The following is a 22,964-nucleotide window of genomic DNA, read 5'->3' on the forward strand; positions in this document are numbered from 1 at the left end:
CCCTTTGATGTTCGGCAGGGGCAGGGTGTGGCAAAGGTTCTAATGGTGCCTTAAAATTAAAATTTGAACGTTTTTCAGGTTTAAGTTTCGTTTGATTGTGCCCGGCGTTGCCATCCGGTACGGATCGCAACGCCGGGATGGTCACCTATCGCTCGCGATCAGCGCTTCGATCAGCGCTCGTGCCTCGGCACCGTTCCAATCCGCATCCCCCATCAAGCGACCGATTTCGCGCCCCTCAGGATCAAGCAACACCGAAACCGGCAGCCCCATTACGGCCATGCTGCGCGCCAGCATCTGTTTGGGGTCGCGGTGCAATGGCAGGTTTTCAACCCCGGCATCGGCAAAGAATTTTTTCATGGCTGGCGGCGGATTGTGACCGGTGGCGATGGTGACGACGTCGAAACGATCGCCGCCATAGCTGGCCTGCAGCGCGTCCAGCATCGGCATTTCGGCCCGGCAGGGTGCGCACCATGTCGCCCAGAAATTCACCAGCACATATTTGCCACCAAAGTCCTGCAACCGCGCCTCTTCGCCGGTTTCAGACAAAAAAACTACATCCGGCAATGGTTTTGGCGCGCTGTGGAAATTCATCTTCTTCATATCGCCCTGACGCAGTGCGGCCAGCGCGGCAGCATCCGCCGCCAGTGCGCCATTTGCACCAAGCAGAAAGGCCGTATAAAGGATCAGTGAAACAAATTTGCGCATATAACCTCCCAAGGGGCAGACATGAGTGACACTTCCTCGAACCAGATGTGGGGCGGCCGCTTTGCCGCCGGTCCAGACGCGATCATGGAGGCGATCAACGCCTCCATCGGGTACGACCAGCGCATGGCAGCGCAGGATATCGCGGGTTCAAGGGCCCATGCCGCCATGCTGGCTGCGACGGGCATCATAACTGATAGCGATGCCGACACCATTCGGGAAGGGCTGCTCACGGTCTTGTCAGAGATCGAGACCGGCAGATTCGAATTTTCCACCGCGCTGGAAGACATTCACATGAATGTCGAAGCCCGGCTGAAACAGATCATTGGCGAACCGGCCGGCCGGTTGCACACCGCGCGGTCGCGCAACGATCAGGTCGCGACCGATTTCAAACTTTGGGTGCGCGATCAGATCGACGCCGCCATTGACGGGATCAAGGCGCTGATCACCGCGCTGATCGGTCAGGCCGAAATTGGCAGCGACTGGGTGATGCCTGGTTTCACCCATTTGCAGACCGCGCAGCCGGTGACCTGGGGCCATCACATGATGGCCTATGTGGAAATGCTGGGCCGTGACCTGTCGCGGTTTCAGGACGCCCGCAAACGAATGAACGAATGCCCGCTGGGCGCAGCAGCGCTGGCCGGAACGTCGTTTCCAATCGACCGCCATATGACCGCCGCCGCCTTGGGGTTCGACCGGCCCAGTGCCAATTCGCTGGACGCGGTGGCGGATCGCGATTTCGCGTTGGATTTCCTGTCCTGCGCCTCGATCTGCGCCATGCACCTGTCGCGCTTCGCCGAAGAATTGGTGATCTGGTCCTCGGCTCAGTTCCGCTTCGTCACCATGTCGGACAAATGGTCGACCGGGTCCTCGATCATGCCGCAGAAACGAAACCCCGACGCGGCCGAGCTGCTGCGCGCCAAGATCGGCCGGATCTTTGGCGCCAACGTGGCGCTGATGACGGTGATGAAAGGGCTGCCCTTGGCTTATTCCAAGGACATGCAGGAAGACAAGGAACAGGTGTTTGACGCCGCCGACAGCCTGATGCTGGCGCTGGCCGCGATGACCGGCATGGTTAGTGACATGACCGGCAACCGCGACGCGCTGGCCGCCGCCGCCGGATCGGGTTTTTCCACCGCCACCGACCTTGCCGATTGGCTGGTCCGCGAATTGAATATGCCGTTCCGCGATGCCCATCACGTCACCGGGTCTCTTGTGGCTTTGGCCGAATCCAAAGGATGTGATTTGCCGGACCTGACGCTTGCCGATATGAAATCGGTACATGGCCCGATCACCGAGGCCGTTTTCGATGTGCTGGGGGTGGATAAATCCGTCGCGTCGCGCATGTCCTATGGCGGCACCGCGCCGGCTCAGGTTGTGACGCAGATCGAACGCTGGAAAAAGGTGCTGGAATGAAACCTGTCCTGATCGTGCTTGCGCTTTTGGCGCTGACCGGTTGCGGGGCCGATGGTGAACCCACCGCGCCCGCGCCGAAATCGTCCCAATCTGGTATCACGATCAGCGGCGAAGCCACGATTGGCGTCGTGTTCTGATGTCGCTGCTACGGGTGGCCTATCTGGCTCTGGCGGTCTGGGGGGCGGTACATCCGCTGGCGCTGCGGCTGCCTTGGTTGCAGCAAAACGGATTTGATTTGACCGCAATGATCGCCGCCTGGCAGGCCAATGGTGCGGTGGCGGGGTTGTTTTGGGATCTGACCATCACGGCCATCGCCTTGACCCTGTGGATCCTGGCCGAGGTCGCGATGCGCCGCAACTGGTTGGCGCTGCTGGCGATCCCCGCGACCTTTCTGATCGGGGTCGGCTGCGGTTTGCCGCTTTACCTGTTCCTACGCACCCGCCCGGTGTGAAAAGCCGGTTGGGGGCCAGCCCCCAAACCCCCGGAGTATTGCAGGAACAGTGATAGGGCTTTCATCGTTCTTCAAATACTCCCGTGCGGAGCGCAAATCCCGAGCCGGAGGCCCTTGGCGGGAGAGGAGATAGGCATGTGCGCGCCGCAGGCGTGCCCGTTTTGATCAATTGAAATGCCGCGCGGCTCTGGCTATGAGGCATGGAACGCAAGCGAAGGGCGCAAGACATGGATCATTTCCTGTATAAAGACGGGGCGCTCTGCGCCGAAAATGTGCCGGTGGCCGAGATTGCCGCCCAGGTCGGCACGCCGTTTTATTGTTATTCCACCGCCACGCTGCTGCGTCATTTCCGGCTGTTCGACGAAGCGCTGGCAGGGATCGACCATGTGGTTTGCTATGCGATGAAGGCGGCCAGCAATCAGGCGATTCTGACCACTTTGGCGCAGGCGGGCGCGGGGATGGACGTGGTTTCGGGCGGCGAATATGCCCGCGCAATCGCCGCCGGCGTGCCGGGTGAAAAAATCGTGTTTTCCGGCGTTGGCAAGACCCGCGAGGAAATGCGTGCCGCACTGGCGGGGGGGATTCGCCAGTTCAATCTGGAATCCGAACCCGAAATGGAAGTTCTTAACGAGGTCGCCACCGCGATGGGTGTGGTTGCGCCGGTGACGGTGCGGGTCAATCCGGATGTCGATGCCAAGACTCATGCCAAGATCGCTACCGGCAAGAGCGAAAACAAATTCGGCATTCCTATCGCGCGGGCGCGCGCGGTCTATGCCCATGCCGCACGTCTGCCGGGGCTGAAAGTGGTCGGTATCGATGTTCATATTGGCAGCCAATTGACCGATCTTGAACCGTTTCGGCAAGCCTATCGCAAAGTGGCCGACCTGACCCGGGCCTTGCGCACCGATGGCCATGTCATTGACCGGCTTGATCTGGGCGGCGGTTTGGGCATTCCTTACACCCGTTCGAACGAAGCACCGCCGCTGCCCGCCGAATACGGCGCGATGATCCGCGAAGAACTGGGCGATCTGGGCTGCGAGATCGAGATCGAACCGGGGCGGTTGATCGCGGGTAATGCCGGGATCATGGTGTCAAAGGTGATCTACATGAAATCCGGCGAAGGCCGCGATTTCCTGATCTTGGATGGGGCGATGAACGATCTGGTGCGCCCAGCGATGTACGAAGCACATCACGATATCATTCCAGTGATTGAACCGGATGCCGGGGTCGAACAACGCCCCTATGACATCGTCGGCCCGGTCTGCGAATCCGGTGATACTTTCGCCAAACAGCGAATGATGCCGCCGCTGGTGGCGGGCGATCTGGTCGCTTTCCGGTCGGCCGGGGCCTATGGCGCGGTGATGGCCAGCGAATACAATACCCGGCCATTGGTCCCCGAAGTTCTGGTGCATGAAGATCAATTTGCGGTTATTCGTGCACGTCCGACCTTTGACGAAATGATAAATCGGGATACCATTCCGGCATGGCTGTAGCGCGATCCCCGTGCATGGCCGTTGGGATAAGGTATGACGACACCCGAACGCGCGTTTGAAACCACGATCCGCTGGCCGCTGCGACTGACCTGGGCAGGGTTGATCGCCGAACGTGCGACCCATGCCTTCTGGCCATTGTGGAGCGTCGCGATGGTCTGTCTGGCCCTGCCGATGCTGGGGCTGCATCAGTCGATGGCGGTGGAACTGGTCTGGACGGCAGTGATCGTGACTGCGGTGGCACTGATCCTGACCGGCGGATACGGGCTGCGGGCCTTCCACTGGCCACGGCGCGCCGAGGCGATGGCGCGGCTGGATGCCACCCTGGCCGGCCGACCGTTGCAAGCGGTTCACGATGCGCAGGCCATCGGCAACGATGACCCCGCGTCTCGGGCGCTGTGGCAGGCCCACCAAGCGCGGATGGCGGCGCGGTTGAGCGAAGCTCGCGCGGTGCCGCCCGATCTCAAAGTGTCACGGAGAGATCCTTTTGCCCTGCGCTATGTCGCCCTGATGGGGATTGCGGTCGGGATATTCTTCGGATCGCTGGACCGGATGGGGGGCGTGCCTGTGCTTGGCCCAGACGGTGCGGCGCTGGCGGCGGGACCGTCCTGGGAAGGCTGGATAGAACCACCGGGCTATACCGGGTTGCCGGTGCTTTATCTGCCGGATCAAACCGATGATGAGCTGGGCATTCCGCAGGGTAGCCGCATCATCTTGCGGTTTTACGGCGAAATTGGTCGTTTGACCCTTGCCGAAACCGTATCCGGACGCAGCAGCGAAGTGCCGCCTGCATCGGACCCGGAACAGCAATTCACCGTCGCTCAGGAGGGGCGGCTGGAAATCAACGGTGCTGGCGGTCGATCTTGGGATGTCGCGCTGGTGCCAGATGCCGCGCCCAGCGTCGCCCTGACCGGTCCGTCCGAGACATCATTCGACGGGCGGATGAGCCTGCCCTACCGGGCCGAGGACGATTATGGGGTGGTTTCCGGTCAAGCGCATATCGATCTGGACATTGCCGCGCTCGACCGTCGTTTTGGGTTGGCTCTCGACCCCGAACCGCGCGCTTTGATCGAACGGGATCTGACGCTGCCGATCACCGGCAGCCGGGCGGATTTCACCGAAAACCTGATCGACGATTTTTCCCAACATCCATGGGCCAACCTGCCGGTAAGCATCCGTCTGCAAGTGACCGATGCCGCCGGGCAGACCGGTTTGGCACCGCCGGTCACGATGGCTTTGCCGGGGCGGCGGTTTTTCGATCCGCTGGCTGCGGCCGTCATCGAACAGCGCCGCGATCTCATGTGGAACCGTGACAATGCCACACGGGTGGCGCAGGTGCTGCGCGCGGTGTCGTGGAAACCCGAAGACCGGTTGTTCCGCTCCGAAGCGACCTATCTGCAATTCCGGGTGATCCTGCGGCGGCTGGAAGGTTTTGCTAATGCCGGGATCAGCGCCCAGCAGCGCGATGAGATCGCGCAGGCGTTGTGGGATTTGGCGGTGCAACTGGAAGACGGTGATATCGACGATGCGCGCGAACGCATGCAGCAGGCTCAGGAACGGTTGAACGAAGCGATGAAACGCGGCGCTAGCGAAAGCGAAATCGCCGAACTGATGCAGGAATTGCGCGACGCGACACAAGATTACATGCGGCAATTGTCGCGTCAGGCACAGCAGCAACAGAGCGAAGACTTTGACAGCGCCGAGAACCAACAATCGATGCAGATGGATATGAATGATCTGCAACGGATGATGGACCGGATTCAAGAATTGATGGAACAGGGCCGGATGGCCGAAGCTCAGCAGGCGCTGGAAGAACTGCAGCAACTGATGGAAAACATGCGGGTGACCCAGGGTGGCGAAGGGCAACCTTCCCCCGGGCAGCAGGCGATGGACAATCTGGCTGAAACCCTGCGCGATCAGCAGGGCCTGTCGGATCAGGCTTTCCGTGATCTGCAAGAACAGTTCAATCCCGGTGTCAATCAGGGCCAGTCGCAGAATAATCAGGGCCGCAGCGGCGGCGAAGGTCAGGGGCAATCCCATGACGGTCAGGGTGGAGAAGGCAATGGTCAGCAAGGCGAAACCGGTCAGCCTGGCGAACAGAGTCTGGCCGAGCGGCAGAATAATTTGCGCAACGAACTGAATCGCCAGCGCGGCAATCTGCCAGGCGAAGACACGCAGGCGGGGCAAGCCGCGCGTGATGCTTTGGAACAGGCCGACCGCGCCATGCGCGGGGCCGAAGAGGCGCTGCGTCAGGACGATCTGGCCGGCGCGATCGACCAACAGGCCGAAGCGATGAACGCCCTGCGCGAAGGGATCCGCAATCTGGGCGAAGCTATGGCCGAAGCCGAACAGGAACGTCAGGGCGGACAAGGCCAGGCACAGGGCAATGCCCGGTCGGCAGAACGCGATCCACTGGGGCGCAGCCCGGGATCGGGCGGGGCGCTGGGCGGCGATCAGAACCTGCTTCAGGGTGAAGATGTTTATCGCCGGGCCCGCGAATTGCTGGATGAAATCCGCCGCCGGTCGGGCGAAGGGGTCAGATCGCGCGAAGAACTGGACTATCTCAAGCGGCTGCTGGAGAGATTCTGAGCTGTTCGGCGATCGGCAGATCAATCCAAAGCTCGCAACCGGGGATGTGTGGCCTGCCAATGCCGATTCGGCCCCCCATCGCCTTTACATAGGCACCTGCAATTGCCATCCCCATCCGACTGTCCGACCCAGTGTTGAAGTTAAGATCAAGCGGTTCGTCGAAAAGGAACAAGCTTTCGCGTTGGCCAAGCGGTACGGTCGGACCGTCATCGGTGACAGAAATGCGCATGATTTTGTTGCCCGGTGCCAGTTCAATCTTGATCTGGCCACCTTTTGTCGTGTTGCCAATGGCGCGGTCGACCAGATGGAACAGGGTTTCGGTCAACATGGCGGGATCAGCATGGATGCGGAAGCCCTCGGCTTCGATGATCTTCAGCTTGAGATCTTTCAGCGCAATGTCGTCTTGTAATCTTTCAATGGCCTGCCCGACATGGTGGATCGGATTGACGACCTGCGGCACGGCGTGCACCGATCCGGACAACAAGCGGGTAAAGGCCGTGGTGCGTTCGGTTTGTGACAGGATGTCCAATCCGGCGCTGCAGATTGCTTCGGCGATGCGCCGGATTTCGGGGGGCGCATCGGGGTGGCTCTGCAACAGGTCCGAAGCCCCGATAACCGCATTCAGCGGTGTGCGGATTTCGTGACTCATCGAAGATAAAAAGGCGGTTTTTGCACGGCCCGCTTTCTTCTCGGCGCGCAAGGCCTTGCGTAGCGCCAGATCGTAACTTTGTGCGATCCAGTTGTAGAGGGCGAAATCCACAACCACGAAAATCACCGTGTAGGCGGCATAAACATAGCGATACGCGACCGCCTGATCCTGATCGATCTCGATATAGGCCAGATTTCCAAAATTGGTTAACTGCAAAACCATCCAGCAGATCATTGGCAGTGTGGTAAAGATCAGCACTAAAATCCGGTTGTCGCGCCAGGACAAGATCAGGAAAGGTAAGCCGACATACAAATAGAGATGATACCAGTAATTGCTGTCGGGATGGATGGTGAAACTGCCCAGAAAGGTGCCGATATTAAGCATGCTGAGCACGATCACCCGCGCGCTCAGGTGCCGTGCGCGGCGATGTAGAAAAACTCCGGTCACAGCACCGGCGAAAACAAGGAGGCTGCCAATCGCCGTCGTATAGGCACCGGAAATGAGTAGAATCAGCGCTTCTATAAAGGAAATGACTGCAACAGTGACTGCAATGTTGAACGCCGCCCGAATTTGGCGCCGGTTCTTGGATGGCTGCGGATAGAACCGACCCATCCCGCTGTCCCAACGCTTGAACATTTCTTGTCTTCTGTCTGTCTTCGTCAGCATCGCGTTACATCGAACTCTGGCATCGTGGGGTGTGGTTGGTTGACTTTGTACAGCCAACGAACGTCACATTGGTGTTCTTTTTCAAGAAACTGTCGGTATCAGGCGCAACCAAAGCGGTGGCTGCTTCATTCCCTTGCGAAACAAGCATCACCTGTCGGCCAGCGGCAGTTCCACCCACACATGGGTGCCGCCATCGGTGCAACTGCTGATGCCGATATCGCCCGACATCGCAGTGATATAGGCTTTGGCGATGGTCAGGCCGACCCCGCTCCCCGATTCCGTTCCCAGCGACTGTTCCAGACGTTCGAAGGGTAAAAACACCTGTTGGCGCTTGTTCTTGGGGATGCCAGAGCCGTTATCCTTGATCGAAATGCGCAGCATGTGATCAAGGCCTTGGGTCACAACGATCCGAATCTTACCCTTTTCCGGCGAATATTTCGCCGCGTTGTCAATCAGATGTGTCAGAGCTTCTGACAACATCCGCACATCAGTCAAAACCAGATCGGAACATGTCCGCGTGATTTCAACGTCAATATTTTTCGACTGTATCAAGGGGTTGATCTGGTCGAGAATCGAAGTGATCAGTTCCATAGGATCTTCGGGTCGAAGCGTGGCATTGACCGGCCCACTGGTGACGCGTGTATAGGACATGCTTTTTTCCATCAGGGACAGAATGTCCTGTCCTGCATGGCCTACATAATCCGCTAGCCTGAGGATGTCCGCAGAGGCTTGGGGATGTTTGCGTAACAGTTCGGCACCACCAACAATGGCGTTCAACGGGGTTTGCAATTCGTGATTCATGGACGACAGAAATGCGGTCTTGGCACGACCAGATTTCTTCTCTGCACTAAGAGATTGGCGCAATGCTGTGGAATAGCTGTGCGTCACGAAATCGAAATACCAGAATTCCAATGCAATGAAGAAAAACACCAGAAAGGAATGCCAATAAGAAAAGCTCTTGGATATTTCTACATCGATTTCAACATAGGCACCGTTGCCAAAATTCGTAAAGATCAGGATGTTCCAAAGGATCAGCGGCAGGATCGACAGGGCCATCACGATTATCGGGTTTTCGCGCCAGGAAAAGACGATGAAAGGAAGTCCGACGAAAGCCAGCATTATCAGTGAAGCATTGCCGACGGGATCTTCGAAATAGCACGACACAAACAGCAACAGGTTGGAATTCAGCAGCATCAGTATCCGTGCGCTGTTATGGTGACCGATACGGTGCAACAGCGCCGATACGGCAAGCCCTGTAAAGCCACCCGCCGATAGTGCGGTCGAAACCGGTGCGTTCAAAATCGCGTTGCTGACAACCGAATAAATGGAGAGGAAGATCAGGATCACCAGGACAGAATAAGACATCCTGACCTGCCGCTCGAATCGAGTCGGAGCAGGAAAGAAGCCGTATCCGCCGAAGTTGAATCGCTGGAACACCGCTTTTCACCCCTGGTCACAAGTACCCAAAAGCCTGTCACACTATCCCCGGAGCCTGGTGAAGGGGCCGGAAAGGCGTCCAAGCCTACACAAATTCATGGCCGTGATATCATGGCCCGACGCAAGGAAATGCTAATACATACCAAAGGGTTATAAAACAAGCCCCGGGAGAACCCGGGGCCGCCTTATGGATACGTCGTTATTGGATCAATGGACGTCTTTGTAGTTGATTTCCTTGCGGTCACCACCAGGGGATGTCTTTTCACGGCGGACAATCAATCTGTTCAAAGCATGTATATAGGCCTTCACGCTTGCGACAACCGTGTCCGTATCGGCTGATTGGCCGGTCGCGATTCGACCATCTTCTTCGATTCGAACCGAAACAGTGGCTTGCGCATCAGTGCCCTCGGTGACCGCATGGACTTGATACAGCTGCAGTTTCGCCTTGTGGGGATACAGCATCTTGACCGCGTTGAAGGCGGCATCGACCGGGCCATCGCCGGTGGCGTCGATAGTCTTTTCTTCGCCGTTGACGGTCATCGTCAGTTCGGCTTCCTGCGGGCCTTCGGTGCCGCAAACGACGCGCAGCCGTTTCAGTTGCAACGCGTCCGCGCCACCTTGCACGACTTCGTCCTGCACCAATGCGATCAGGTCATCGTCAAAGACTTCTTTCTTTCGATCAGCCAGTTCCTTGAAGCGCACGAAGATGTCGTTCAACTGATTGGCGGCCAGATCGAAGCCAAGCTCGTTCATCTTGGCGCGCAGCGCCGCGCGGCCGGAATGTTTGCCCAGCGGCAGCGACGTGCCCGCGATGCCGACATCTTCGGGACGCATGATTTCGAACGTTTCCGAATTCTTCAGCATACCGTCCTGATGGATGCCGGATTCGTGGGCAAAGGCGTTTTTGCCGACGATCGCCTTGTTGAACTGTACCGGGAACCCCGACACGGTCGCGACCCGGCGCGAAATGTGCATGATCTTGGTGGTATCGATCCGAGTCTGGTAGGGCATGATGTCGTTGCGCACCTTCAGTGCCATCACCACTTCTTCCAAGGCGGTATTACCGGCCCGTTCGCCAAGCCCATTGACAGTGCATTCGATCTGCCGCGCACCCGCTTCGACTGCGGCCAGCGCGTTGGCCGTCGCCATGCCAAGGTCATTATGGCAATGGGTGGCGAAAATCACGTCTTCGGCACCGGGCACTTTTTCGATCAGCATCCGGATCAAGTCGGCGCTTTCGCGCGGGGCAGTATAGCCCACCGTGTCAGGAATGTTGATCGTGGTGGCCCCGGCCTTGATCGCGATTTCGATCACCCGGCACAGGTAATCGTGTTCGGTGCGTGTTGCGTCCATCGGGGACCATTGCACGTCGCCGCACAGGTTGCGCGCATGGGTGACCGTGTCGTGGATTTTCTCGGCCATTTCATCCATCGACAGATCGGGAATGGCCCGGTGCAGTGGCGAGGTACCGATGAAGGTGTGAATGCGTGGCTTGGCGGCGTGTTTCACGGCTTCCCAGCAGCGGTCGATATCCTTGAAATTGGCACGTGCCAGCCCGCAGATCGTGGAATTCTTTGACCGCTCGGAAATCTGTTTTACCGCTTCGAAATCGCCTTCGGACGCGATCGGGAAACCGGCTTCGATAATATCGACGCCCATTTCATCCAGCAGTTCGGCGATTTCCAGCTTTTCATCATGGGTCATGGTCGCGCCGGGGCTTTGTTCGCCATCGCGCAGGGTCGTGTCAAAGATCAAGACGTGGTCTTGCTTGGTCATATCGGTCATGTCGGGTCTCTTTATCTAATCTTGCTAAAGCCTGGGCGCGAATGGGCACATCCTCTGAGCGGTCGCGCCGGGATCGGCACGCTCAGAGGCGGCTTAGCAATAGCAGGGCAGCAATCGACAACGCGCCGTCAATGCGGCGTGGTGTGGTCGAATTATGGCCCTTGATCATCATGGGTTTGATTTATACCCGCTGGGTGGTGAAAGAAAACCCTCAATCGATAGATTTTGTATTCCGCCATAATCAAACGGATCGATCAGGGGCTTAGGTGTCTTTCCGTTGGCTTGATTAAAAACCGCCCCGTTAGGGGCGGTTCATCGTCCGAACCGCTGCGGCAGAGGGTTCAAAGCAGGCTCAGGTCCACCGCGCTTTCGCGACCGTCGCGGCCCGATTGCAGGTCGTAGCTGACTTTCTGATCGTCGGCCAAGCCGGTCAGGCCGGACCGTTCGACGGCGGAAATATGGACAAAAATGTCTTTGCCGCCATCATCGGGGGCGATGAAGCCATAGCCTTTGGTGGTGTTGAACCATTTAACGGTGCCAGTGGGCATGCGGTGTCTCCTTTGATATTGCTGCCCGCGGAAGTGCGGCAGCCCGGCTCGTCAGTCCAAGATCGATAAACTGAGCCGTCAAAGGGCCGTGGTCGATAGAGAGTAACGTCGCACAGAAAATATGGGCGCAGGATTGAGTCATGGCAAGAGTGATCTTGAGGCGTGGTCTTGTCGTTTCACTTGCGGCTCATTACATTCAATAATTAATATATGATTAAAGGAGGCCGTGATGGCACCGAAGAAAATCACCTGTCTCGATTGCGGTCAGGTCAACCGCGTTCCCGAAGACAAGCTGACCGCAGCGCCGAAATGCGGCACCTGCGGTGCCAAGCTGATGTCCAACAAGGCGGTCGAGATCGATTTTGACACCCTACAAAAGGCTGCGCGCAACGATGATCTGCCCTTGGTGGTCGATTTCTGGGCCCCTTGGTGCGGTCCTTGCCGGATGATGGCGCCGGAATTTTCCAAAGCGGCCGGGGAATTGAACGGTCAGGCGCGGCTGGTCAAGCTGAACACCGAAGATCACCCCAAGGCCGGAGCAGTCTATAATATTCGCGGTATCCCGACCATGGCGGCCTTTGCCAACGGTCGTGAAAAGGCGCGACAATCCGGGGCAATCCCGGCCCCGGCCATCGTCGATTGGGTCAAAGCGGCGGTTTGATTTGAACGGTTTGCCTTTCGGCTTCGTCAATTGAAACTGTAGGCAACCTCATACATGACCGGCTCGAAGCTTTTACACAGTTCGGCAATCTTGCGATTTCGGCTGCGCATCTCCTTGGTGCGCAGCATCGCCTGAAAATCCTCGCGCTTGCGCCATTGCGAATAGCTGGCGATCCGGGTCTGTGCATCATTCACATGCAGACCCGCAGCGATGAACCCCGGTTGCTTCGAGATGAAGCTGTCATAGGCATCGGTCAAGGCTTCAAGCAAATCCTGACAGGTGCCCGGCGTCATTTCAAAGGTGGTGAGAACCGTCTGAAAATCATTGTTTTGCGAAATCTTGGGCATGTTTCTTCCTCCCGCTGATGGTTCAGCCTAGCACCGGGGCGGGAAAATCCAAAAGCGTGAAATCGTTAATTCGCTCTTTACCAAAATCCGTCAGGATTTTGCGGGGAGAAGAACGATGCGTAAAATCCTCTTGGCAATCTGTATTTGGCTTGTCCCGGCCACCGCTCCGGCGGGAGCATGGCTGCGCGACAAGGGGACGGGGTTCTTTTCAACCAGCGCTTATCTGATCGATCCCAATTCAGGCGGCAATCATTATGCCGGGATCTATATGGAATATGGGGTGGCGGCGCGCCTGACTTTGGGGCTTGATCTGGGACGGGGGGTGTCGGGCAACGGCAAAACCATTGGTTTTCTGAAATTACCCATCGGATCATTGATGGGACCGCATCATATCGTATTGGATCTGGGGTTCGGGGAAATTGCCGGAAATCCGACCTTCCGCCCCGGATTATCCTATGGCCGCGGCTTTTCCGGCCGCTTGGGCGACGGGTGGGTTTCGCTTGAAACCGCGATCGAATTGAACCTGCGCGATAAAACCTCCGATTACAAAGCGGACCTGACCATCGGATTGAACCGGGATGACCGCCATAAATTGATGCTGCAATTCCAAAGCGGCAAAGCGGTGGGAGATCCCCCATTTTTGCGAATGGTCCCCTCGGTGACACGCTCCATCGGCAAGGACTGGCTGTTGGAGCTGGGCGTCACCCAAGAAGTGATCGGTGGCAATGCAAGTGGGCTGAAAATTAGTTTATGGCGGTATTTCTAGGTTTTGGCAGGGCAGGGACGCTGCGGCCAAAGCGTGCGGGGCCGTCCCTTGCGGCCCTTGCCCTTCAATCGTCATCGCCCTAGCGTTCCACCATGCCTGATCTGATCCGCCCAACCGATAACGAAGCCCGCCAACTGGCACGCGGCCTGCTGGATAGAGCCCGATATGGTGCGCTCGGCGTGATAGATCCCGGAAGCGATCACCCACTGGTCAGTCGCGTCGCGGTGGGGACTTCGCCGCAGGGACGACCGATTAGTCTGATTTCGGATTTGGCGCATCACACCCGTGCGCTGCAACACAATCCCGCCTGTTCGCTTTTGGTGGGCGAACCGGGGGATAAAGGCGACCCGCTGACCCATCCGCGTCTGACAATACAGGCACAGGCGCGTTTCTTGCGCCACGGTGCCCCCGGACATGCGGAAATGGCCACGCATTATTTGCGCGACCATCCCAAGGCAAAGCTCTATATTGGCTTTGCCGATTTTTCATTTGTCTTGTTCGATGTGTCCGGGGCATTTCTCAATGGCGGATTCGGAAGGGCCTTTACCCTGACGCCCGACGATTTGCGCCTTTAAGCTCAATCATTGTCCATGCGAACGGTGACTGCGACACTGCCTTGAACTGGTTGCGACCAAAACAGTTGTATCTGGTCCCGATCAGCCCCCTGTTCCACAGCAATATAAGGCATGTCAAAGATGGCGACATTCGCGGTGTTCTTGATCTTGGACCGCGCCACCAGACTTTCAACATTCTGGGCGTAACCGCCAAAAGGGAGCGGGCCACCGCAATCTACGGTCCAGATGCTGGCCCCGGTATTCTGTTCGAATTGCAAAACCACGGGATTGGAGCTGCCTTGACTGATGGCGTTGAACATATTGCCCTGCATGGTGATGTTGCGCATGCGGCTGTAATCCAGATCGGAATAGGTGGTATCGACATATTCAACCCGGTCCAACGTGCCATGGATTGCGCGGAAAATATTGCCGGTGATGTTCAATCCGCTGATGAAATGGCCGTTCCCATGCGGTTTGACCACGATGAAGCGGAACCACGGTGCTGATCCGATGGATTGGAAGATATTGTTCGTGATGTTCAGCGCGCTGAAGGAAAATTCATTGCTGAATTCCGGTTCATGGTCATGTTCATTGGTCCATTCGATCGAACAATTGTCGACATAATTGCCGTTGATCGTGGCGCGGTTATGCGGGCTGGTCAGGACCAGCCCAGCCGTGCGTACGCCTTCGTCCTCATCGTCCCCCTGAAACCAGTGATTGCCGGTGATGATCGAACTGGTCCCGCCAAGAACCGCGAAATGGCGGAACTGGGTGATCCGGTTGTTGCGCAGCTTGACGTCATTGGCATTGGCATTCAACGCGATCGACACCCGGTCCTGAACCCGCATCCCGGTTTCGTTCGACAGGAACTGACAGCGGTCGATCAGCATCCCCTGACAGCCTTCACCGATCGAGCTGATGCCCCGGTTCCTGGGCGCGGTAAAGAAGCAGTCCCTGACTTGGAAAATCAATCCGACAGGGGCCAACAAGATGCCGCTGGCCCGCCCGTTGCACAGGAATTCGATATCCGACATCGAAAACTTGGAAAGCTTCTGAAAACCACTGAAATCCAGCAGGTATTTGTAGCGGGTGAAGGTATAGGTCTGGGTCCCCACCGCATCGAAGATCGGCATCGACAGGATGATTTGCTGCGTCGCGACGTTCTTGTCGCGGACATAAACTTCGCGCCCGACCCCATTGCCGGTAATCAGCGCACCGATGGGAATATTGGCGACATTGGCGACATTGCTCAACCGCAAGGGGTCGGAGGTTGAATAACTGGCGGTCGAGGTGAAGACCTCGGTGTCCCAATCGCTGGCGTCCTCGCAATAGAACTGTCCGTTGCGGATGTGGCGCCGCTGGGCGAATTCGGTGCGGTTGGGCACCGCTGCCTGCATGTCGATCGGCCCGGTGACGCTGATCCTGAGCCCGCCCATATCCAGCGATTCATGATCGGAATTGTTCAGCAGCGATTGAAACGCCTTGCGGAAGGCCTGCATTTCGTCGCCGAACGCATCCACATAGGTGGGCAGGTCGAATGCTTTGGTCAGCGACAGGATCGCTGTGTCGGGCATCAGCAACCTGCCTTCGAACTGTACCGGGGCGGACAGCGTCACGCTGGATCCCAGATAATAGGTGCCCGACGACACCAGAATCCGACGACCGTTGGCGGCCTCATTGGCAGCCTCAAAGGCGGCACTGTCATCGGTGGCACCATCACCCACCGCGCCGTAATCGCGGACATCGACCCAGTTCATCAGGTCACGGTGAAACACATCGGTGATATCTTCGATCTCGATATCATCGATCCTGACCACGCCGCCATTTGCCCCGGTCAAGTCCAACCCGAAATGACCAAAGATCGGCACGTTGCCCCAAACCATATCGACCCCACCGCGATTGCCAGATCCGACAATCGCGCTGACCTCGACGACCTGACCGTAATCGGTCAGCGTCACGCTGGGTCCGACCTCGGTCAATCCGGCGACATGGGTTTCGCTGCCATCCCCGGCCCAACCGGCAATCCGCACCGAAGGCAGGCTGCCGCTGATCGCCTTTACCTTTGCGCGTATCCGCAAATAGCACCCCGGATAAAGCGGCGTTTGCCCCATATAGCGAAGCTTCTGTACCGAAACGGTTTTCTGCACTTCCAGGCAACCGGCGAAATCGGCATCGGAGGGCACATATGCAGCATTTACCGCGCCATCATATGTATCCGACCCCGGTGTGCCGTCGCCGCTGGACCAGACATCCAGCCCGAATTCAAAGGCGGTGGGCATGAACACCACCCCGTCGGTAATCGCCTTGTTCATCCTCTATCCTTTCCTCAGGCCCTCACGCGGTCGGGCGTTTTGCTGGGCATCCTTGCGTAATCCGGGTCAATCCCGGTCTGGAAAGGGGATAGCAAATGAAGCGTTAACGACTGCTGAGACCACCGTGACACCTATGTGATCTTGAATCGCAGGCCGGAACCAATAGATGATGAAAAATGCCCGGAAAATCGATGCAAATACGATGACTTATCGTCTGACCCGCAAAGACAAGACGTTGCAATCCTCGCTTCGCCGGATCGCGCTGGAACAGATTGATGCGGGATTGCTGGACATGGGCGACCCGGCATTAGATCGCAAACAACTGGTTCACAACCTGCGCAAACGCTGCAAGAAACTGCGCGGATTGATCTGGCTTGTGCATCATGGGTTCGCAGCCGCCCGCGACGAAGATTGCGCGATCCGTGATCTGGCGCGCCTGTTGGCCGATAGCCGTGATCGCTCGGTCCTGTTGGACACCCATAGCAGCCTCGGTGGTGATGCGGTGTCATCGCAAGAATTACCACTGCCCGAAGGCGTGGAGGACGGTTTCCGGGCGCTGCGCGACCGGGCTGCCGGTTGGACGCTCAAGGGCAAGGACGCCGCTATTCTGACCATTGGCCTGACCGAAGTGGCGGAGCGGATGAATGCCGCTTTTGAACAGGCGATGAACAAAAACAGCGCGGAAAATCTGCATCACTGGCGCACATGGGCGAAATACCACTGGTATCATGCCCGGCTGATGCAATCGGCTTGGCCCGGTCCGATCCGGGCCCGCCGCTTTGAGGCGCAGGTGCTGGCCGAAGCGCTGGGTGATCATCATGATCTGGCTGTTTACCGCGATAGGCTGGCGCAGGGCCCGAATGGTGCGCCTGACAAACTTGAAGCCAAAGCGCGCAAAAGACAGCGTGCGCTGGAACGGCAAGCCTACGATTTGGGCCGCCGTTTCAAGGCCGACAAACCCGGTGATCTGGCCAAGCGTTGGGTCAAATGGTGGAAGATCAGTCGCGCAGGCTAGGGCGAAGCGCGGTTGTTCCGTTCGAATGCCGGACCGACGTGACGGTCCGGCACTTTGGTCAGCCCTGCGCGCCTGCCAGCGCCCTGTCGATCAGCGCGATGGTTTCGTCGATGCCATAAAGCGCGATGAACCCGCCGAAACGCGGGCCTTGGCTGGCCCCCAGCAGGACTTCATACAACGCCTTGAACCAATCGCGCATCGGGTCGAACCGTTCGCGACCCACGCTGAAGACCAGCCCCTGTAATTCCTCGGCATCCAGCCCGCCGTCCCAGACGGCCAGCTTGTCGCGCAGTTCTGTCAGCGCTTCGCGTTCAAGATCGGTCGGTGCGCGGAACACCTTGGTCGGTTTGACAAAGTCGTTGTAATAGCGCACCGCGAAACCGGCCGCCTGATCCATGTCGGCATTGGTTTCGGGCGACGCTTCGGGCGCGTAGCGGCGAATGAACCCCCACATGGTTTCGGTGTCCTCGGCCCCGGACACCGATGCAAGGTTCAGCAGCATCGAGAACGGCACCACCATGGTCGAAACGGGCGGAGTACCGCCATGAATGTGCCAAACTGGGTTATTCACCTTCTGCGCGGCATCCTGATCGGGATAGGCGCGCAATTGCTGGTGATATTCGTCTACTGCCTTGGGGATAACGTCAAAATGCATCCGCTTGGCCGTTTTCGGCTTCTGGTACATGAAATAGGACAGGCTCTCGGTCGAGGCATAGGTCAGCCATTCGTCGATGGTCAACCCGTTGCCTTTCGACTTGGAAATCTTTTCGCCATTCTCGTCCAGGAACAGTTCATAGGTGAAATGTTCCGGCTTTTTGCCGCCAAGAATTTCACAAATCCGGTCATAGATCGGGGTGTTGGTCGAATGGTCCTTGCCATACATTTCGAAATCCACGTCCAGCGCCGCCCAGCGGGCACCGAAATCGGGCTTCCATTGCAGCTTTACCTGGCCGCCGGTCACCGGCAGGGTCCATTCCTTACCATCTTCGTCGTCAAACGTGATGGTGTAGTCGGTGGCGTTCACCTCTTTCATCGGCACGTAAAGCACCCGACCGGTTTCGGGGTGGATCGGCAGGAAGATCGAATAGGTTTGCTTGCGTTCTTCGCGCAAGCTTTTCAGCATCACCTTCATCACGTCGTCATAGCGATCCACGGCGCGTTTCAGCACCTCGTCGAATTGGCCGGACTTGTAAAAATCGGTGGCCGAAAAGAATTCGTATTCAAACCCGAACGTATCCAGAAACCGGCGCAGCATCGCATTGTTATGATCGCCGAAGCTATCATATTCACCGAACGGGTCGGGCACCGCGGTCAGCGGTTTTTGGATGTTGGCGTGCAGCATGTCCTGTTCCGGCACATTGTCGGGAACCTTGCGCATCCCATCCATGTCGTCGGAAAAACAGATCAGCCGGGTCGGGATGTCGCTGATCAGCTCAAACGCGCGTCGGATCATCGTGGTGCGTGCGACTTCGCCAAAGGTGCCGATATGCGGCAAACCGCTGGGTCCGTAACCGGTTTCAAACAGGACATGGCCCTTTTCCGGTGCCTGTTTTTCGTAACGCTTCACCAGCTTGCGGGCTTCTTCGAACGGCCAGGCTTTCGATTTCAGGGCGGCGTCACGCAATTCGGACATCGGGTCTCTCCAACAGGTCAAGGTCCGCCCGCGCCCCATGCGCGGCAGACCGCCGTTTCCTATGTCGCAACGGAACGCCAGTCAACATGGCCGCAGCGCAACAGATGAACGGGGGGGTAATGAACGCGCAACAAACAGCTGTACCGGAAAGATAAAACCCACGCCTTAACGTCGTGATGCCTTGTCGGCAGAGGGCCTAAGGCTTATCTACTGAATCGACCCGCGCGGAACGATGGCCGGGCGAAAACGGAAGGAAAGCCGGTGTCCGAACAGATTTCTCATCCCCTGAGCCCGCAAGATTGCCTTGTCGCGGTGATGATTGCCGTGTCGGCGTCGGATGAAAATATGCGCACCGCCGAATTGCTCAAGATTCAAAACGCGGTGAATCACCTGCCGGTTTTCGCCTCCTACGACATTGACCGGATGACCGAGATGTCGCAGACGGTGTTCGATCTGTTTTCCGAAGAAGATGGGTTGGATGCGCTGTTCGGACTGATCCGCGACAACCTGCCGGAACATCTGTTCGAAACTGCCTATGCGCTGGCCTGCGATGTGGCCGCTGCGGATGGTCATATTCTGGAACCGGAATTGCGCCTGCTGGAAGAAATCCGCTACGAGTTGAACATTGACCGGTTGCACGCTGCAGCGATCGAACGCGGTGCTCGGGCTAGGCATATGAGCGGCTGATTTAGCCTTCTGTCAGTATGCGTTATCGGCAGAGTTGCACCCGTCACGCACTGTAAAGCGTCCCCCAGCGTTCCAGCAGAGTCTGCTGCAGTCCCTTTGATTTCCTGATCCAGCTGCGGCTGCCCTTGGGCCGTTCCCTGTCGTCCTTACCCAACTTGCTGCGTTTCGACTGATCGGCGGTGAAGATCGCAAAGGCCAGTTCCGACCCGTCCGTCGCTGTCACATACCCGGCTAGGGTACTGGCGAAGTTCAGCGTGCCGGTCTTTGCCACGACTTTCAGCGGATGGTTGGTATTGGGTTTGCCATTGGCATGGCGCAGGATGACAGGTTTCAGCAGCGGTTTCAGTTGCTGTCTGGCTACCACTGTATCAAGCGCCCCGACCATGTCGGCAGCGGTTACCCGCGACGCATCTCCCAACCCGGAATGATCGACGAAACGCGCCTGTCCCATGTCCAGCTTGTCGCGGGCCCATCGTGTCATCGCCTGACCCGAAGCTAACAAAGACGTTGCTTTGCTGCCGTCCGCCTGAGTCGCGGCCAATCCGATCATTTCGGCGCTCAGGTTGGTCGAATATTTCAGTGTCAGCCGCAGAATGTCGCGCAGGACCGCGCTTTGCTGCGTCACCACCGTGCTGCCCGCTGGCAGCGTGTTTGCGATGGTTTCTTTGGGCAAGGAGATCCCGTGGGCGCGGGCCAGGGTGCGGAACACATCACCGGCATATTTGTCCGGTCTGCGCACCGGCAACCAACGTGACCCCCCATTGCCCAATGCACCACTGGCCACCGTCCAGTGATCGGTGCCGCCCCGGCTTTCATAGGTATAGACCGGCAACTGCCGGGTCTGGACCGCCATTTTCGCGATCGCCACTTCCGGGCGATATTTAGCACTGCGCGCATCCATGCTGACACCCCAGCCCTGACCACTGCGACGCCATTCGAAATGGACCCGGTTGAAATTCAGTGCCAGTCCGGAAATGGACGGGTTATAACCGACATGATCAGGCTGGTTGTTATCGATCTTTCCGATATAAGGTAGCGCCCCGGCCCAGACTTGGAACTGGCCGCGAACCTCTCTTACGCCCGCAGCCTTGAGCTTGCGGGCCATGTCGGCCAAAGCATCGGTGTCCAGAGTCGGATCGCCGCCACCGGCCAACACCAAATCCCCCTTCAGGATACCGTTTTCCACCGGTCCGGTGGTGATCAGCCGGGTGCGAAACCGATGCGATGGTCCCAGCTTTTCCAGCGCGTAAAGCGCGGTGATCGATTTTGTCACGCTGGCGGGAGGCAATCCCTGTGCCCCACCATGGCTTTCCAAAACGCGTCCCGTTGCGGTGTCGGCCACGGCAAATCCGATTTGCCCGCTCAGCCCGGCTTTGTGGATCAGCGCCTCGGCTGCTGGAATCGCCTGCTTGTGCAAACCTGACGGGCGCGTATGGGGGCGCAGGGAAATTTCCGGCGGTGCGGCCCAGGCCGGCACTGCCGAGGCGGCAGCAAGAACGGTCAGAAAACCGCGTCGGGAATAGTCTTGAACCATAGCGGAATGTTAACCTCAGCCGCCCGTACAGAACAAGCGCTGCAAGCGCCATGCCGTGACGAATTTATCCCCAATCGCCCCGTTCACGGATCATTGTTGAAGATACCGCAACCATCGGCACGTTTACGAAGCACCAACACGGGGCCGGGCAGTGGCCCAGCAGGTGGCTGGCCTGCGCCGGTAGCCGCGCGGCACGGAATACCCGCGCGGTTTTCGACGCCCGCGCTGAGATTCGCTGCCGTGGCCGTGCCAGCACCCCGATCGGCACCCGCGCCACGATGTCCCGCCAATCTTGCCATTGGTCGAACTGCACCAGATTATCCGCCCCCATCAGCCAGACGAAATTTACATCCGGGCGCTGTTGCTGCAAAGCGGCGATGGTTTCAGCGGTAAACCGGGTTCCGATCCGGGCTTCGAAATCGCTGATCTTGACGCGGGGATGGTCGATCATTCGGCGCGCCATTTCCATCCGCCGTTGCAGGTCTGCGGGACCCTTTTCCTTCAACGGGTTGCCGGGGCTGACCAGCCACCAAACCTGATCCAAACCGAACCGTTTCAGCGCTTCGCGGGTGATATGGGCATGGCCGTCATGGGCCGGATCAAAGGACCCGCCCAGCAACCCGATCACCTGACCGGCACGCGCATATGGCAATTGGTAACGCATTGCATTTTCTTGGCCTTTCGCGGCTCACACTGTCAACCGCAAAGCCCGGCTTGACGGTTGTAAAAGCTTGTCCTAGGTAAATAAAAATAGTTTACAAAGGTAAACGACCATGCCGCATGACCCCGTCGCTCGTATCCGCCGCTTCAACCGCGCCGTCACCCGTGAAACCGGTGCGTTGGATCAATCCTTCCTTGGTCGTGGTCGGCCGCTTGGTCCGGCCCGCGTTCTGCATGCGATCGGGCCGGACGGCACCGATTTGGAAACCATCCGCGCCTATCTTGATCTGGAAAAGGCGCTGCTCAGCCGGTTCCTCAAAACTCTTCAGGATGACGGGCTGATCACGTTGGACAAAGACCCCGAAGATGGCCGCCGCCGCGTCGCGCGGCTGAGCCAACAGGGCAGGGCGGAACGTGATGCCTATAACGAATTGTCCAATAGCCGCGCTCGCGCCCTGCTGGACCGCCACCCGAAACCCGAAGCATTGCTGGCGGCGATGGACCTTGTCGCCTCGGCGCTGGGCCGCGACCGGGTGGATCTGACCGAGGCCGACCCGCGCAGCACCGACGCCGTCTATTGCCTCTCCGAATATTACGCCGAGCTTGGCCGCCGTTTTGACACCGGCTTCGACGTCAATCTCAGTCGCGATCCCGAAGCCACCGACATGATGCCCCCGCGCGGCAGCTTCCTGATCGCCCGCTCCGACGGTCTACCGCTGGGCTGCGTCGGGCTGAAGGGCACCGACAAGGGCTACGGCGAAATCAAGAGGCTCTGGGTTTCCCCCGCCGCCCGTGGCCTTGGCCTTGCTCGTCGCCTGATGGACGCCGCCGAGGATGCGGCCCGCGCCCTCGGCATCCCGCTTCTGCGGCTCGACACCAATTCGGCGCTGCCCGAGGCGGTGGCGCTTTACCGCAATTCCGGCTGGACCGAGATCGACCGCTTCAACGATGATCCCTACCCGGATCATTTCTTCGAAAAAGTTCTAGGATAAGGTGCCGGGCGCGGCATTGCCTTCAACGATTGCCCCCACCCGCTCCCTCCGCTATCACACCGTCCAACGT

21 protein-coding genes are annotated in these 22,964 nt (G+C 58.3%); 11 read left to right on the top strand and 10 right to left on the bottom strand.

Annotated features, from left to right (window positions below):
• Window positions 1–141 precede the first annotated feature (141 nt).
• Window positions 142–705: a TlpA family protein disulfide reductase gene (locus TG4357_RS14455; RefSeq protein ID WP_058263614.1), complete on the bottom strand. Its 564-nt coding sequence runs from the start codon at window positions 703–705 to the stop codon at window positions 142–144.
• 21 nt (window positions 706–726) lie between these two features.
• Here TG4357_RS14455 and argH point away from each other — a divergent pair, with 21 nt between their 5' ends.
• The 5 genes from argH to TG4357_RS14475 all read left to right on the top strand — a co-directional run bounded on the left by argH (window position 727) and on the right by TG4357_RS14475 (window position 6,648).
• Window positions 727–2,118: an argininosuccinate lyase gene (gene argH, locus TG4357_RS14460; protein WP_175473914.1), complete on the top strand. Its 1,392-nt coding sequence runs from the start codon at window positions 727–729 to the stop codon at window positions 2,116–2,118.
• On the top strand, window positions 2,115–2,255 hold the full coding sequence (locus tag TG4357_RS19355) for an argininosuccinate lyase (RefSeq protein WP_139193564.1): 141 nt from the start codon (window positions 2,115–2,117) through the stop codon (window positions 2,253–2,255). The genes argH and TG4357_RS19355 overlap by 4 nt, the downstream gene beginning before the upstream one ends.
• Window positions 2,255–2,569: a DUF2834 domain-containing protein gene (locus TG4357_RS14465; RefSeq protein WP_058263616.1), complete on the top strand. Its 315-nt coding sequence runs from the start codon at window positions 2,255–2,257 to the stop codon at window positions 2,567–2,569. Before TG4357_RS19355 ends, TG4357_RS14465 begins: the two co-directional genes overlap by 1 nt.
• Before the next feature lie 227 nt (window positions 2,570–2,796).
• Complete coding sequence (lysA, locus tag TG4357_RS14470; protein WP_058263934.1) at window positions 2,797–4,062, top strand: diaminopimelate decarboxylase; 1,266 nt, start codon at window positions 2,797–2,799, stop codon at window positions 4,060–4,062.
• A gap of 33 nt (window positions 4,063–4,095) precedes the next feature.
• A complete protein-coding gene (locus TG4357_RS14475; RefSeq protein WP_058263617.1) occupies window positions 4,096–6,648 on the top strand; it encodes a TIGR02302 family protein in 2,553 nt (850 codons plus the stop codon).
• Here the strand turns inward: TG4357_RS14475 and TG4357_RS14480 are convergent.
• The 4 genes from TG4357_RS14480 to TG4357_RS14495 form a co-directional block, all read right to left on the bottom strand.
• The gene (locus TG4357_RS14480) at window positions 6,623–7,933 is read right to left on the bottom strand and encodes a sensor histidine kinase (protein WP_058263618.1); all 1,311 of its coding nucleotides are present in this window, start codon (window positions 7,931–7,933) and stop codon (window positions 6,623–6,625) included. The genes TG4357_RS14475 and TG4357_RS14480 overlap by 26 nt on opposite strands.
• Before the next feature lie 177 nt (window positions 7,934–8,110).
• Window positions 8,111–9,328 carry a sensor histidine kinase gene (locus tag TG4357_RS14485; protein WP_058263619.1) on the bottom strand — a complete coding sequence of 406 codons (1,218 nt, stop codon included), beginning with the start codon at window positions 9,326–9,328 and terminating at the stop codon, window positions 8,111–8,113.
• A gap of 279 nt (window positions 9,329–9,607) precedes the next feature.
• Window positions 9,608–11,185 (bottom strand): 2-isopropylmalate synthase, encoded by a 1,578-nt coding sequence (locus TG4357_RS14490; protein ID WP_074646724.1) that lies wholly within the window; start codon window positions 11,183–11,185, stop codon window positions 9,608–9,610.
• A 341-nt stretch (window positions 11,186–11,526) separates the two neighbouring features.
• A complete protein-coding gene (locus TG4357_RS14495; protein WP_058263620.1) occupies window positions 11,527–11,733 on the bottom strand; it encodes a cold-shock protein in 207 nt (68 codons plus the stop codon).
• 229 nt (window positions 11,734–11,962) lie between these two features.
• On the opposite strand from TG4357_RS14495, the gene trxC reads away from it, so the two are divergent.
• Complete coding sequence (trxC, locus tag TG4357_RS14500) at window positions 11,963–12,394, top strand: thioredoxin TrxC (RefSeq protein WP_058263621.1); 432 nt, start codon at window positions 11,963–11,965, stop codon at window positions 12,392–12,394.
• 26 nt (window positions 12,395–12,420) lie between these two features.
• Here trxC and TG4357_RS14505 read toward each other — a convergent pair whose 3' ends face one another.
• Window positions 12,421–12,741 carry an antibiotic biosynthesis monooxygenase family protein gene (locus TG4357_RS14505; RefSeq protein WP_058263622.1) on the bottom strand — a complete coding sequence of 107 codons (321 nt, stop codon included), beginning with the start codon at window positions 12,739–12,741 and terminating at the stop codon, window positions 12,421–12,423.
• A 115-nt stretch (window positions 12,742–12,856) separates the two neighbouring features.
• Between TG4357_RS14505 and TG4357_RS14510 the strand changes: the two genes are divergently transcribed.
• On the top strand, window positions 12,857–13,507 hold the full coding sequence (locus TG4357_RS14510) for a hypothetical protein (protein WP_058263623.1): 651 nt from the start codon (window positions 12,857–12,859) through the stop codon (window positions 13,505–13,507).
• Between the two features lie 92 nt (window positions 13,508–13,599).
• Window positions 13,600–14,082: a HugZ family pyridoxamine 5'-phosphate oxidase gene (locus tag TG4357_RS14515; RefSeq protein WP_058263624.1), complete on the top strand. Its 483-nt coding sequence runs from the start codon at window positions 13,600–13,602 to the stop codon at window positions 14,080–14,082.
• 2 nt (window positions 14,083–14,084) lie between these two features.
• On the opposite strand, the gene TG4357_RS14520 is transcribed toward TG4357_RS14515, so the two are convergent.
• Window positions 14,085–16,373: a glycosyl hydrolase family 28-related protein gene (locus TG4357_RS14520; protein WP_058263625.1), complete on the bottom strand. Its 2,289-nt coding sequence runs from the start codon at window positions 16,371–16,373 to the stop codon at window positions 14,085–14,087.
• Between the two features lie 166 nt (window positions 16,374–16,539).
• Between TG4357_RS14520 and TG4357_RS14525 the strand changes: the two genes are divergently transcribed.
• The gene (locus TG4357_RS14525; RefSeq protein WP_058263626.1) at window positions 16,540–17,388 is read left to right on the top strand and encodes a CHAD domain-containing protein; all 849 of its coding nucleotides are present in this window, start codon (window positions 16,540–16,542) and stop codon (window positions 17,386–17,388) included.
• Window positions 17,389–17,446: 58 nt separating this feature from the next.
• Here TG4357_RS14525 and TG4357_RS14530 read toward each other — a convergent pair whose 3' ends face one another.
• The gene (locus TG4357_RS14530; protein ID WP_058263627.1) at window positions 17,447–19,021 is read right to left on the bottom strand and encodes a lysine--tRNA ligase; all 1,575 of its coding nucleotides are present in this window, start codon (window positions 19,019–19,021) and stop codon (window positions 17,447–17,449) included.
• Window positions 19,022–19,282: 261 nt separating this feature from the next.
• On the opposite strand from TG4357_RS14530, the gene TG4357_RS14535 reads away from it, so the two are divergent.
• On the top strand, window positions 19,283–19,708 hold the full coding sequence (locus tag TG4357_RS14535; protein WP_058263628.1) for a tellurite resistance TerB family protein: 426 nt from the start codon (window positions 19,283–19,285) through the stop codon (window positions 19,706–19,708).
• 43 nt (window positions 19,709–19,751) lie between these two features.
• On the opposite strand, the gene dacB is transcribed toward TG4357_RS14535, so the two are convergent.
• Both dacB and TG4357_RS14545 read right to left on the bottom strand, forming a co-directional pair.
• Window positions 19,752–21,242, bottom strand: a complete 1,491-nt coding sequence (gene dacB, locus TG4357_RS14540; RefSeq protein ID WP_058263629.1) for a D-alanyl-D-alanine carboxypeptidase/D-alanyl-D-alanine endopeptidase — start codon at window positions 21,240–21,242, stop codon at window positions 19,752–19,754.
• Between the two features lie 64 nt (window positions 21,243–21,306).
• On the bottom strand, window positions 21,307–21,906 hold the full coding sequence (locus tag TG4357_RS14545; protein ID WP_058263630.1) for a nicotinate-nucleotide adenylyltransferase: 600 nt from the start codon (window positions 21,904–21,906) through the stop codon (window positions 21,307–21,309).
• Between the two features lie 109 nt (window positions 21,907–22,015).
• Between TG4357_RS14545 and TG4357_RS14550 the strand changes: the two genes are divergently transcribed.
• Window positions 22,016–22,894 carry a bifunctional helix-turn-helix transcriptional regulator/GNAT family N-acetyltransferase gene (locus TG4357_RS14550; protein ID WP_058263631.1) on the top strand — a complete coding sequence of 293 codons (879 nt, stop codon included), beginning with the start codon at window positions 22,016–22,018 and terminating at the stop codon, window positions 22,892–22,894.
• Window positions 22,895–22,964 lie beyond the last annotated feature (70 nt).

This window comes from Thalassovita gelatinovora (genome assembly GCF_001458355.1).
GTDB classification, from domain to species: Bacteria; Pseudomonadota; Alphaproteobacteria; order Rhodobacterales; family Rhodobacteraceae; genus Thalassobius; species Thalassobius gelatinovorus.

Excerpts from the sequence above, each read along its gene's own strand:
- TG4357_RS14495 (WP_058263620.1), bottom strand. The coding sequence starts at position 11,733 with ATGCCCACTGGCACCGTTAAATGGTTCAACACCACCAAAGGCTATGGC.
- TG4357_RS14475 (WP_058263617.1), top strand. The coding sequence starts at position 4,096 with ATGACGACACCCGAACGCGCGTTTGAAACCACGATCCGCTGGCCGCTG.
- TG4357_RS14525 (WP_058263626.1), top strand. The coding sequence starts at position 16,540 with ATGATGAAAAATGCCCGGAAAATCGATGCAAATACGATGACTTATCGT.
- TG4357_RS14515 (WP_058263624.1), top strand. The coding sequence starts at position 13,600 with ATGCCTGATCTGATCCGCCCAACCGATAACGAAGCCCGCCAACTGGCA.
- TG4357_RS14455 (WP_058263614.1), bottom strand. The coding sequence starts at position 705 with ATGCGCAAATTTGTTTCACTGATCCTTTATACGGCCTTTCTGCTTGGT.
- TG4357_RS14505 (WP_058263622.1), bottom strand. The coding sequence starts at position 12,741 with ATGCCCAAGATTTCGCAAAACAATGATTTTCAGACGGTTCTCACCACC.
- TG4357_RS14520 (WP_058263625.1), bottom strand. The coding sequence starts at position 16,373 with ATGAACAAGGCGATTACCGACGGGGTGGTGTTCATGCCCACCGCCTTT.
- TG4357_RS14490 (WP_074646724.1), bottom strand. The coding sequence starts at position 11,185 with ATGACCGATATGACCAAGCAAGACCACGTCTTGATCTTTGACACGACC.
- TG4357_RS14545 (WP_058263630.1), bottom strand. The coding sequence starts at position 21,906 with ATGCGTTACCAATTGCCATATGCGCGTGCCGGTCAGGTGATCGGGTTG.
- TG4357_RS14465 (WP_058263616.1), top strand. The coding sequence starts at position 2,255 with ATGTCGCTGCTACGGGTGGCCTATCTGGCTCTGGCGGTCTGGGGGGCG.
- TG4357_RS14550 (WP_058263631.1), top strand. The coding sequence starts at position 22,016 with ATGCCGCATGACCCCGTCGCTCGTATCCGCCGCTTCAACCGCGCCGTC.
- TG4357_RS14485 (WP_058263619.1), bottom strand. The coding sequence starts at position 9,328 with ATGTCTTATTCTGTCCTGGTGATCCTGATCTTCCTCTCCATTTATTCG.
- trxC (WP_058263621.1), top strand. The coding sequence starts at position 11,963 with ATGGCACCGAAGAAAATCACCTGTCTCGATTGCGGTCAGGTCAACCGC.
- TG4357_RS14510 (WP_058263623.1), top strand. The coding sequence starts at position 12,857 with ATGCGTAAAATCCTCTTGGCAATCTGTATTTGGCTTGTCCCGGCCACC.
- dacB (WP_058263629.1), bottom strand. The coding sequence starts at position 21,242 with ATGGTTCAAGACTATTCCCGACGCGGTTTTCTGACCGTTCTTGCTGCC.
- lysA (WP_058263934.1), top strand. The coding sequence starts at position 2,797 with ATGGATCATTTCCTGTATAAAGACGGGGCGCTCTGCGCCGAAAATGTG.
- TG4357_RS14480 (WP_058263618.1), bottom strand. The coding sequence starts at position 7,933 with ATGTTCAAGCGTTGGGACAGCGGGATGGGTCGGTTCTATCCGCAGCCA.
- argH (WP_175473914.1), top strand. The coding sequence starts at position 727 with ATGAGTGACACTTCCTCGAACCAGATGTGGGGCGGCCGCTTTGCCGCC.
- TG4357_RS14530 (WP_058263627.1), bottom strand. The coding sequence starts at position 19,021 with ATGTCCGAATTGCGTGACGCCGCCCTGAAATCGAAAGCCTGGCCGTTC.
- TG4357_RS19355 (WP_139193564.1), top strand. The coding sequence starts at position 2,115 with ATGAAACCTGTCCTGATCGTGCTTGCGCTTTTGGCGCTGACCGGTTGC.